Source organism: Algoriphagus pacificus (assembly GCF_017254845.1).
Taxonomy (GTDB): Bacteria; Bacteroidota; Bacteroidia; order Cytophagales; family Cyclobacteriaceae; genus Algoriphagus; species Algoriphagus pacificus.
Genome location: NZ_JAFKCU010000009.1, coordinates 31,217 through 42,881 on the forward strand (window position 1 = coordinate 31,217; position 11,665 = coordinate 42,881).

Annotated in this window: 8 protein-coding genes; 3 read left to right on the forward strand and 5 right to left on the reverse strand. The window is 36.0% G+C overall.

Features of this window, described 5'->3' with window-relative positions:
- Positions 1–9 precede the first annotated feature (9 nt).
- From J0A69_RS21820 to J0A69_RS21840, 5 genes are read right to left on the reverse strand one after another with little or no spacing between them, the layout of a single operon-like run.
- Positions 10–399 carry a response regulator gene (locus tag J0A69_RS21820; RefSeq protein ID WP_206588761.1) on the reverse strand — a complete coding sequence of 130 codons (390 nt, stop codon included), beginning with the start codon at positions 397–399 and terminating at the stop codon, positions 10–12.
- 4 nt (positions 400–403) lie between these two features.
- Positions 404–1,420 (reverse strand): response regulator, encoded by a 1,017-nt coding sequence (locus J0A69_RS21825; RefSeq protein WP_206588762.1) that lies wholly within the window; start codon positions 1,418–1,420, stop codon positions 404–406.
- Entirely contained in the window at positions 1,407–1,856 is a 450-nt protein-coding gene (locus tag J0A69_RS21830) for a response regulator (RefSeq protein WP_206588763.1), read from the reverse strand. The genes J0A69_RS21825 and J0A69_RS21830 overlap by 14 nt, the downstream gene beginning before the upstream one ends.
- Complete coding sequence (locus J0A69_RS21835) at positions 1,840–4,212, reverse strand: PAS domain-containing protein (protein WP_206588764.1); 2,373 nt, start codon at positions 4,210–4,212, stop codon at positions 1,840–1,842. The genes J0A69_RS21830 and J0A69_RS21835 overlap by 17 nt, the downstream gene beginning before the upstream one ends.
- Before the next feature lie 5 nt (positions 4,213–4,217).
- Entirely contained in the window at positions 4,218–7,991 is a 3,774-nt protein-coding gene (locus J0A69_RS21840) for a PAS domain-containing sensor histidine kinase (protein WP_206588765.1), read from the reverse strand.
- Between the two features lie 376 nt (positions 7,992–8,367).
- Here J0A69_RS21840 and J0A69_RS21845 point away from each other — a divergent pair, with 376 nt between their 5' ends.
- From J0A69_RS21845 to J0A69_RS21855, 3 genes are all read left to right on the forward strand, one after another.
- Entirely contained in the window at positions 8,368–9,648 is a 1,281-nt protein-coding gene (locus J0A69_RS21845) for a GAF domain-containing sensor histidine kinase (protein ID WP_236033082.1), read from the forward strand.
- A gap of 339 nt (positions 9,649–9,987) precedes the next feature.
- On the forward strand, positions 9,988–10,401 hold the full coding sequence (locus tag J0A69_RS21850; protein WP_206588766.1) for a hypothetical protein: 414 nt from the start codon (positions 9,988–9,990) through the stop codon (positions 10,399–10,401).
- A 159-nt stretch (positions 10,402–10,560) separates the two neighbouring features.
- Positions 10,561–11,649, forward strand: a complete 1,089-nt coding sequence (locus J0A69_RS21855; RefSeq protein WP_206588767.1) for an efflux RND transporter periplasmic adaptor subunit — start codon at positions 10,561–10,563, stop codon at positions 11,647–11,649.
- Positions 11,650–11,665 lie beyond the last annotated feature (16 nt).

An 11,665-nucleotide genomic window follows, 5' to 3' on the forward strand; every position in this document is an offset into this window, starting at 1 on the left:
GAATAGGTTTTAATTTCGATTACCTATTATCATTTGATCAATAATTCTAATTTTTTCTAAGGTGATTGGCTTTTCGTAATAGCCTGAAACACATTTGAATCGGGATGATTGTGCAGAGTTTCCTGATTCAACAGAAGAAGTTATCAAAACAACTTTTGATTCAAACCTCCCATCTTCATCCAGCTTTTCCAGAATCTCCCAACCAGAAATATCCTGTAGAAACAAGTCCACCATCAGAAATGGTGGCTTCGGGAAATTACTTTCAAGGATATACATGAGTGCTTCCTCTCCTTTCAAAAAAGTCCCAATCTTTAATTCTGGGTTTACTTTTTCAAACATCTTTTGAAGAATCACCAAAAGAATCCCATCATCATCAACTATAATTAAGTCCTGGTCCATAGGATTAAGAGTTCTTGGATATTCCTTCAGATTTTTGGCTGATGTCTCTAATGATTCCATCTAGTTCTCTTGCTGAGATTTTTATGTACTCTACTAATTCTTTTAATTCTTCGTTCAACTCTTCCTCTTGACTTTCTATTAAATTCACAAGTCCCATCATCCTTGCCAGTGGGGCTCTGACAACATGAGATTGGATCCATGCTATTTCTCTGAAAGTCTCATTTTGCTCTTCGATTTTTCGGACGTACCGTAGTTTCTCAGTAATATCATTGATCAATACCAGACCAGCATCTTTGTTGTTAATTTTTACTTTGGCTGGACTTATTTCTACATCCAGGATTTCTCCGTTTTTCTTCAAATGCTTGGTTACCCGTTGGTAATTATTACTATTCATTACCCAAAAATCCTTTACTGAATCCAATAAAACTCTTTCTTCACTTTTAGGTCGAATATCCAATAAATCCATCTCTAAAAATTCCTCGCGAGAATAGCCATATTTGCTACTGGCAGCCTCATTCACATCAATGATTTTTAAAGACTTTTGATCATAGACAATAATCGGAGATGGGTTTAATTGGAAGAGATCTGAGTATTTTCTTTTGGACTCTTTCAATTCAGCGATAAAGTTGAGTCGCTGGATGTTGTAGATAAGACTTTTGTATAGGACTGCAGGTGACAGATCATCTTTTACCAAATAATCCGAGGCTCCTAAAGCGAGCGATCGGCTTCCAAATTCCAAATCTGAGAAACCGGTCAAGACCACGATAGGTACGCCAATAGCTATTTTTGTGATGTCTACTACCAGCTCTTCCCCTGATTTGTCAGGGAGGGAAAGATCCAGAAATACCAAGTCAATTGCCTGTTCCTTTTCTGCTAATATTTTGCTTGCTGTTTGGTAATTTTCAGCATGAATGATATCAAGATTCAACAAATACTCTGAGAGGTATTCCTCCAGCAATACATAATCCCCCAGATTATCTTCAACTACTAAAATATGGTAGGGATTCTCATCCTTCTTCATAATGCATTTGTTTAGGCAATTTTACTGTTGCTAACCAAAAAGTCTTGAAACTTTCCACCATTTGCAAAAAACTATTTACTTCCAGTGGTTTAACAATATAGCAATTGGCATGTAAATCATAGGCTTTTTCGATATCTGAATCATATGAAGAGGTCGATAATACTATCACTGGAATTCTTTTTAAGGAAGGATTTTTTTTGATTTTAGCGAGAACTTCATGTCCGTTCTGTTTTGGTAGATTGATATCCAACAGGATCAAGTCCGGTAAGTTGATCTTATTATTTTGAGCACGCTCAGTCAATAACTTTATTGCTTCAGAACCATCTTTAGCAATTTCCATCACACATTCAATTCTCGCTTCCTGAAGTGCTTCCTTGATCAGCAACACATCCCCATCATTATCTTCAATCAACAAAATCTTAGCTTGCTGTCCCATATTTTTTCAATGTAAAATGAAATTTACTTCCTATACCCAGTTCGGATTCTACCCAGATATCTCCACCATGTTGTCGAATTATTTTTTTAGAGACTGAAAGCCCAAGCCCAGTACCTCCAAATTCTTTTTTTGAATGTAACCTACCGAATAATGCAAAGATCTGATCAAAGTATTCTTTTTCTATCCCAATCCCATTATCCTCTACAGTTATTTTGACAAGATCTTTTATGTTTTCTGCGCTAATCTTTACCAAAGGAGTATTTCCCTGTTTCTGGTATTTGATTGCATTTGAAATAAGATTTATAAAGACAGTTTTGATAGGAGTTTTAATTCCTAAAACACTTGGAAGCTTCTGGGTTTCGATCTTTACTTTCCCTTCTTCCAATTCATTTTGTTTGATAGCTAAAACTTCTTGGATGATCTCATTGAGGTCAAGTTTTTTTAAGTCTTTTGGATCAAAACCTATTGTGGCATATTCCATCATGTCCCCTGTCAAGCGACTTAATCTTTTAGCCCCATCCACTGCAAATCTGATGTATTGAATCCCCTTTTCATCCAGTACGGAATGGTATTTCATTTCCAAAAGCTCCAAAAAAGAACTGATCATCCGAAGAGGTTCTTTCATGTCATGAGACGCTACAGAAGCAAAGGATCTCAACTCCTCATTGGCAGATTGCAATTTTTGATTTGCAGTCTTGATTTCCTCCTCTCTTTTTTTCTTTAGGGTGATATCCACGTGTGTTCCAAACATCATCAAAGGTTTACCGTCTGCTGTCCATGAAAGCACTTTACCTCGATCCAAAACCCAGACCCAATGTCCGTCTTTATGTAGCATTCGACATTCGGCTTCGTATCTATCAGCTTTGCCTAAAAAATGGAGTTCCAATTGTTTTCCAGACTCAATGAAATCTTCAGGGTGAGCAAATTTCTGCCAAGTCTGAATGCTTATCGGCTCTAATTCTTTCAATGAATATCCGATTATTTCTGCCCAAGTTTCATTGAATATAGTTTCGCCAGTTTGCACATTCCATTCCCAAGTTCCTGCATTAGTCCCTTCAATCACATTGGAAAAACGCTGCTTCTGGCTGACAATCTCATCTTCTATCTTTTTCCTTTCAGAAATATCCTGTGTGGAACCTATCAATCGAATCGCTTTGCCCTCATTATTTCTAATGACCAGGCCTCTATCCAAAATATAAATTGTTTGACCGTTAGACTTCCGCACTCTGAATTCCTGTGACCATTTGTTTTTTTTGCCAGAAAGGGTTTTTTGAAGGTTCTTTTCCACCTTTTCTAAGTCATCTGGATGGATAAGTGATTTCCAAAATTCATTATGAGAGGATTCATTGGTCTGTTTATACCCAAGAAGTTTTTCAAAGTTTTCACTTCGGATTGTTGTATTGGTGACCAAATCCCAGTCCCAGATGATTTGAGAATTTGCTTTGGTAGCCAATTGAAAACGTTGATTACTAAGTTGTAATTCTTCCGTAGTTTCGGTGATTTTCTTCTTAAGTGTGTAGGGTTGTTGAGCGAATTTATAAAGCAAAAAACTGAATAAGAAAGATGTAAATAGTCTTCCAATAGAAAGGAAAATAATCGAGTCAAAAGCTTTGCTTTGATTTAGTTGTAGCTTAATGATCCAATTTCCTTCCTCAATTAAAAATCTTTCAACTGGACCGTTGGCATCAGAAAAATCACTATTTAGAAGAGAGATTTCGTCGTTTGAATTGGGGTAAATTTTTAGGAAATCAATTGTAAACTCAGGGTTTAAATTATTAAAGTCTTCAAAAATTTCCCTCTTGAATTTTTCCCAATAAATTAATGCTGCTGCAAAACCGATGAATTCTCCTTCTTCATAAATCGGTAATCTGGCCACGATAGCTTCTCCTCCTTGACGCAAGGCGAAAGGACCTGCAAAAAACAGCCTTTTTGACTCGATCGCTAAAATTGCCTCTTGATTACGTGTGGAGTCAGCAAGGATATCATATCCAATAACTATCTCATTTCCAGCCAAAGGATAATTAGCAATAATTACCCCGCTGTCCAAAAACTGAATCTGATCAATGATCGGGATATTGTCGATAATACTTTTCCCGATTTCCTCAAAATTGTCCTCTACCTTATCGGTACTGACTAAATAAGCTAAAATATTAACTGCTGAATTGGCTGTGTTTAACACATCCTGGACCTTATCCTCAACTATTTCACCAACTTGGATCACCCGGTTATCTTCCTCCAATCGAACGATTTGGTATTCTTTGATGGATAAAAAAATACCAAAGCCCAAAAACAACAAGAATGCTATAATCCCGGTAACTGCAGGTGATTTGAAAAACAAATCTCTGATCCAAATCATAAATATTATGGCTTTTTAATGGTGAACAGAAATGTTGAACCTTCTCCAACTTCGGATTCTACCCAAATTTTTCCTTCATGTAAATCAACGATCTTTTTACTGATTGCCAAACCGATACCAGTACCGGAAAACTGATCAGGAGAATGTAATCGCTGGAATATCACAAAAATCTTTTCCAAGTATTCTTCTTCCAGGCCGATTCCATTATCCTTGATTGCAAATTCCCAGTATTCATCGTTTTCCTGGCAAGTAATCCAGATTTCTGGAGTCTGACCACTTGGCTGATATTTGATAGCATTCGATAGAATATTTTGGAATAGCTGAATCAAAGTGCTTTTATGACCGAATACTTCCGGGAGCTTCCCCGTGTGGATAATTGGAGTGTGCTTTCTACGGAGATTCCAATCAATAAAAAGCTTAGCTTTTTCAACCAGCTCATGGGAGTTTATCCAAGTTTTAGATTCCTGAAAATTATCCAACTTTGAAAATTCCAGAAGATCCAAAATGATCTCTTTCATCCTTTTGGCTCCATCCACAGCAAAATGAATGTACTTCCTACCTTTCTCATCTAAGACTTGATTATATCGTCTTTCTATCAAGCCTAAAAAGCTACTGATCATTCGCAGAGGCTCTTGCAAATCATGAGAGGCTACGTAAGCAAACTGCTCCAATTCTCTATTTGAATGTTCTAATTGCCTATTTGAATTTTCTAAATCTTTATTCAGTGCTTCCAATGAACTTTCGTATTCTTTACGCTTATTTATGTCCTGTATTGCACCTATCATTCGTAATGCCTTTCCATTCTTATCCCGAATAATATTCCCAGAATCCAAAACATAGATATAGTTTTTGGCAGCATCTTTTACTCTATATTCAAAGCTGTAATTTGAAACCTGATTTTTACCGAATAAGAGTTCATTAATCGCTTTCTTTAATCTAAAAAAATCATCAGGGTAAATTCGTTTCGCCCATTCTTTTAAAAAAACTTTATCAGTTTTAAGATTCAGACCAAAAAGCTTAGAAAATCCTTCACCCCAAAACTGCTCTCCTTTTTCCAGATCCCAATCATAGATTGCATCACTGGTTGCTTCAGAAATCAATCGAAAGCGCTCATTCATCAGTTCAAGCTCTTGCTCCTTCAGTTTTCTCTCCGTCACATCCCTTTCTATTGCAATCCAATGGGTATACCAACCAGACGGATCTGCCACAGGTTCTAAGGACATATTTACCCAAAATGGAGTCCCATCTTTTTTATAATTGATTACTTCTGCTCGGGTGCTTTTCCATTCCTTTAAATCTCCTCCGAGTTTTCTGAGCGCATTTAGATCTGTTTCTTTACCCTGAAGGATTTTTGGAGACTTTCCGATTACTTCATCGTAATCATACCCGCTCATTTTTACAAAGGCCTTATTGCAGTAAATAATTTCATAGCCAGAATCTCCAGGATCTGCTTTTGTAATCAGGATAGAATCATTTGTATTTGTTACTACTGATTCTAATAGTTTAAGATGGTTTTCTTTCTCTTTTTCTTTGGTAGTGTCTTGAAGTGCCCCTACCATTCTTACAGGAACACCTTTTTTGTCACGGATGATGATCGTCTTTTCTATTACAAATGCATAGGATCCATCCTGTTTTTTGAATCGGTATTCACCCGTCCAAAATTTTTCTTTCTTGTCTTTTTTAACCTCTTGAAGACTTTCCATCACAAAGGAATTATCTTCAGGATGGATATGCTGCCTCCAGTTTTCCCCATTTATTTCATTCTGGTCCAAAGAATAACCAAATAAACGTTGAAATCCACTCCCTAAATAGGTCGAGTCCTTGGTAATATCCCAATCCCAAATTGCATCTGAAACAGCCTCTGAAACCAGTTTGAATCTATCATTGCTGATTCTCAAAGCCTGTTCGGTTCGATACCTTTCTGTATCATCGCTTACAGTAGATATCATTAAGTTTAAATCAGGCGCAGGAATATTCTTAGCATTGACTATTTTCTCATTTTGCTCCTTTGTTGTGACCAAAATACTATTCCAGCTCATCCGTTCTGGTTCACCACTTTTTATATCCTGCAAAATTTGATTTTTGATCCAGGATCTATATTCAGGGTTGGGATATACTTTATCAAAAAATGATTCCAGGTTTATAAGATCTTCCTTTGGCCATCCATAAATCTCCTCAAAGGCCTTGTTTATGTAGGTAACTTCCCCGTCAGAAATCTTATTTACTGCCACTCCCAAAGGAATATTTTCAAGGACCGACTCAATAAAGGTATTTCTCTCCTTTAGTTTTAATTCATATTCCTTCTCTTTGGTGATCTCCTGCGCAGTACCTTTAAAAGTAAATTCCCCATCTTTTTCACCCAGCTCATGGATATATTTTAGGTTTCCTTTTTGAGTCTTGATTCTATAAATAACATCAAGATTTTTTTCCCCAATTAAGGCTCGATTTCTATGGTATAAAAAATCCTTTCTATCTTCTGGATGAATGGAATCAAAGAAAAAATCAAAGTTCATGTTTTGATTCCTCTCCTCAATATCCCAGATTTTATACATTTCATCAGACCAAAAGACCTGATTGGTCTCCAGATTACTCTCCCAATATCCAATTTTTGATAATTGCTGACCTTTTAGAAGTTTCTGATTGAGATCAATAATCCGCTCTTTGTCTTTTTTATTTTCTGTAATATCTCTTGAAAAACAAGCTAGTCCACTGATTTCTCCTTTCGTCCGGATAGGGGTGATTTTGGTTTCAAAATACTTTGTGGGAAACTGTTTAGTGGATTCGACTTGTGTCTCGAAAACCACAATCGTACCTGAAAGGGCTTTTTTATAGTGATTCTGCCAGAAATCCAAGGTTTTGGGATCATACAATCTGTCCGAAAGCAAAAAATCTCCCGGCTTAATAGTCCATCCAACTGAATTCTTTATTAAATCAATAAAAGCCTTATTGGCAGTCACTATTTTAAATTCTGAATCAAGACTCCAGATCAAATCACTGGTTGAATTGAGGACAGATTGAACATTACTTTGATCAATTTTACTCTTGTTTTTTGCCTCAACCAACTCAGAAATGTCGCGGGCAATTCCCAGTATTTTGCCGGAATCCTTCTTTAAAGTACCCGTCCAATTCAGGTAAACAAGGTTACCTTTTGAATCCAGGCATCGATTTTTGAAGTTTTTAATTTTTTTACCGGATCTGATTTCTGTAAGAATCGACTGGGTTTTAGCTAAATCTAAAGGATACAGTAAATCTATAAGCCTCTTCCCTATCAATTCATCTTTTGAAAATCCCAAAGTATCTATAACACTTTTTGAGACTTTTGTGATTTTCCCTTCTAAATCAAAAACAAAGATTAAATCAAGACTGCATTCCAATAGGTTATTGAAATCCAGGTCTGTATTATCTTGGTTCTGTTCCTTTTTGAATGATGTTATATCGTTTCCAGTAATTATCCAACTACTTAGAACCTGATTAGCCAAGCCATCGATTCTTCCATTCAGAAGAACATTTCTTACTTCACCAGATGTTCTGATTATCCTAACCTCAAGCTGGAAAGGAACTAAACTTCCAATAGCCTCATTAAAATCCTTCCTATCCTCTGGGTGAATAAATTTTGAAATAAAATCAAAGCCAGAGTCAGTTTCAGTAAAATCAAAATCACAAATAACACCGAAGTTCTTAGACCAATAATTTTCTTTGGTGGCAAGATCTATTGTCCAGAAACCAAGTCCGCTCACAGCTTCTATCTTCTCAATGGATTCTAAATATGGTTCACTCATTGCAATTTGATTTCAAGATTTTCAAATACTTTATTCTAAAAAATCAGTAGCTATTAAGTATAATTTACATTATTAAAATTAAATTTTCATATATCCAAATATTACAATTCAAAAGCTAAAATATACAAATATAATGAAATAAGGGTTCTTCTCTTTCGTTTCGAAATATTCAACTTTCCTTGTTAAAATAATGTATTTCATACAATTGAGAATTTACAATATGTTTGTTTAAAAATTTTAAATTTCGTTGCAAAATGCTAATAACGAAGTGATTAAGTTCAATTTTATATTTTTTTTAACCTCAATATAAACATCTATAAATCAGATATTTTGTATTTCTTATAACATAAAATGGATTTGATTTTTATTTCAGACAATGAAAACTGAAAAGTTGGAATTGAGGTATTTATACTGTTTACTTTGCTGCATGAGTCGACCTATTTCCGGAGCTTTACAACTCCTTCCTGAGAATGAAATGGAGCGTTTGATCGCTTTGAACAATCTTGATCTAGATTATAACAATTTAGAGGAATCCTTATCAGACCTGACCAAGCTTGCAGCAAAAATTGCCGGAACTAAAATCTCACTGGTTAACCTAATTGACCATTACACGCAATGGAGTGTAGCCGGGATTGGTATGGAACTAGGGCAAACCCCTAGGGAAGATACAGTTTGTCAATATTTGGTATATGACTCCTCCCTTAAGGATCTGGAAATTGAGAATATGGAGAAGGATTCCAGATTCTTTGATAAGACTTATGTAAAAGAAGAACCTAATCTGAGGTATTATTACGGTATTCCTTTAAAACTAAACGAGGAAATCAATATCGGTGCACTATGTGTTTTGGATACCGATTACAAACAAATCTCTCCTGAAAAAAAAGAGATGCTATCGATCATCGCCAAAGAGGTTGTCAATAAATTGAAGATCTATAAGGCCATCGAAGGTTTACAGCATAAAATCCATGAGACTAAAAAAGTAAAGGATAAAGTGGCTCATGACATTCGAGGGCCACTTGGAGGGATCATCGGTTTGGCAGAAATCATCCAGCTTCAAGGAAATAAAAATAAACTGGAAGAAGTTTTGGAATTCATCAGTTTGATTCAAAAAAGCGGCAAGTCATTATTGGAGCTGGCAGATGAGATATTGGCGCTAGACTATGAGGGCAAAATTGAAGGACATACAAAGCAGGAAGAATTCACTTTGAATACTGTAAAGTCTAAAATTCAAAGTATGTATGCTCCTCAGGCTTTAACTAAAAGCATCCAATTTGATGTAGAAGTAAATTTTCCAAATGCAGAAATTCCTATCCCCAAAAACAAAGTTCTTCAAATCTTAGGCAACCTAATTTCCAATTCCATAAAATTCACTCCAATTGGAGGGAATATTCTGGTAAAACTTGATCTCGAGGTGATTGGAAGTGAAAAACTAATGATTTTCGAAGTTGAGGATTCCGGAGAAGGGATCGAAGAGGAAAAAATCCAAAATATTTTAAATGGAGAAGTAGCTTCCACTAGCGGATCCATGGGAGAAAAAGGGTATGGATTTGGGTTGAATCTTGTTTTGCACTTAGTGAATTCACTTCATGGAAAATTGGCAATCACTTCCAAAGTCGGCAGAGGCACTATTTTTAAAGTAAAAATACCTGTCAATTAAATAGATTTATCAATAAATTTAAGGTCTTATATATCAAGCAAAAGTCGGAAAAATAGGCTAAAAACATAGATTTTGGCACTTTTGGCAGTTTTCAAAATTGTAAGTAATACTAACTTTCACTGAATTCTTTAAAATAATTTGCAGTTATTTTTTAATTATTATTAAAATACTGAACTTTACGCTGTTAAAACTGATTTAGCCAAATGATTCAATAATTTTCTATAGGAAGCTACTTAGTCATCCATTATTTGTACCAATTATAGTTAGCTAGTACCATTAACAGGAATTAACGGCTAAATATTTGCCAGAATGTAGAACATTATTTTATTTCGCACCCTGATGATAAAGTTGATTACCAGATTTGTACTCTCGCTGAGCATTCTACTCTCCAGTGGATACAGTCAACTTTATGCCCATGCGATAGAAGAGGCACCTCATTACACTCCTTCAAATTCTTTGTTGAGTCATCAGAATTCTACAGTTGATTCAGATTTTGCAGAACATCTTCAAGTCCTTCATAACCATGCATCCGGTACTGTCAAAGTAGATGCTACTGATATTGAAGAAAAAGATGATGTACTCGTTTCATTCAAAAAATTCGTCCAAAGCAGTAATTACTTCACTGCTATTTTTTGCACCTTAATTCTAGGGTTTTTATTCAGGTTTATTCAAAAAAGCTTATTCTTCAGTAAGCACTTTTACTATAAATTATCTCATCGGAAACATCTGCTCATCCAGGTGTTTACTATATGATACTTTTTCAATAGAGATAATCCAATTAGCTCTTACCCTTTGATGCTGTGATTCAATTTGCCTAAGCGATTCGCGCTTAGCCTGACTCACGCCGTGCATTAGTTTTTGATGCACTAGAAAAACCAAGAAAAAATCCAGTTTAATAACACCTATTTAATTATGAAGACGAGAATTCTCATGCTCGCAGGTTTGTGCGCATTGCTATTCCACACGGGTTGCAACTCTCATGGAGAGGAGCACCATGAAGCTGAGACTACCTTTCAGGTAACCAGCCCATTACAAAAAGATACGTTGATCACCAAACAGTACGTATCACAGGTCCATTCCATTCAACACATTGAAATCAGAGCCTTGGAAAGAGGTTATCTCCAAAAGATTTATGTGGATGAAGGTCAGTTTGTCAAAAAAGGCACTTTGCTTTTCAAAATCATGCCTAACATCTATCAGGCGGAACTAGAAAGTGCGAAGGCTGAGGCAGAGTTTGCCAGAATAGAATACGAAAACACCAAGTCATTGGCAGATAGAAACATCGTAGCTCCTAACGAGCTGGCCATGGCAAAAGCAAAAGTAGACAAAGCAAATGCAGAGCTTGCCTTAGCGCAAGTGCATTTACAATTTACAGAAATCAGAGCTCCTTTTGACGGGATCATCGATAGATTCCTGGTAAGAGAGGGTTCTTTGCTAGATGAGGGTGAATTGCTTACCAACTTCTCTGACAACAGCAAAATGTGGATTTATTACAATGTCCCTGAAGCTGAATATTTGGATTACAAAGCCCAAGTAAAAACAGATGAAAAAGTTCAAGTTGAATTCCAAATGGCTAACCAGAAGAAGTTTGAATTTCCTGGCGTAGTGGAAACTATCGAAGCTGACTTCAATAATGAAACAGGTAACATTGCCTTCAGAGCCACTTTCCCTAATCCAAACAGTCTTTTGAGACATGGAGAAACAGGAAATATCCAGATGACTATCCCACTTTCAAACGTTTTGTTGATTCCTCAAAAGGCAACCTTCGAAGTATTAGACAAGAAGTATGTTTTTGTCATCGATAATGACAATGTGGTACACTCAAGAGAAATCACCATTTCTGCAGAACTACCTCATATCTATGCGATATCAGCAGGTCTTGAGCCAACTGATAAAATCCTTCTTGAAGGTCTTCGTCTTGTAAGAGAAAATGATGAAATCCATTTTGACTTTATAAAGCCGGAAGTCGCGCTATCCAGTCTGGACTTGTATGCCGAATAACTCAAATCCTAAAAAA

Excerpts from the sequence above, each read along its gene's own strand:
- J0A69_RS21830 (WP_206588763.1), bottom strand. The coding sequence starts at position 1,856 with ATGGGACAGCAAGCTAAGATTTTGTTGATTGAAGATAATGATGGGGAT.
- J0A69_RS21840 (WP_206588765.1), bottom strand. The coding sequence starts at position 7,991 with ATGAGTGAACCATATTTAGAATCCATTGAGAAGATAGAAGCTGTGAGC.
- J0A69_RS21835 (WP_206588764.1), bottom strand. The coding sequence starts at position 4,212 with ATGATTTGGATCAGAGATTTGTTTTTCAAATCACCTGCAGTTACCGGG.
- J0A69_RS21850 (WP_206588766.1), top strand. The coding sequence starts at position 9,988 with ATGATAAAGTTGATTACCAGATTTGTACTCTCGCTGAGCATTCTACTC.
- J0A69_RS21845 (WP_236033082.1), top strand. The coding sequence starts at position 8,368 with ATGAAAACTGAAAAGTTGGAATTGAGGTATTTATACTGTTTACTTTGC.
- J0A69_RS21825 (WP_206588762.1), bottom strand. The coding sequence starts at position 1,420 with ATGAAGAAGGATGAGAATCCCTACCATATTTTAGTAGTTGAAGATAAT.
- J0A69_RS21820 (WP_206588761.1), bottom strand. The coding sequence starts at position 399 with ATGGACCAGGACTTAATTATAGTTGATGATGATGGGATTCTTTTGGTG.
- J0A69_RS21855 (WP_206588767.1), top strand. The coding sequence starts at position 10,561 with ATGAAGACGAGAATTCTCATGCTCGCAGGTTTGTGCGCATTGCTATTC.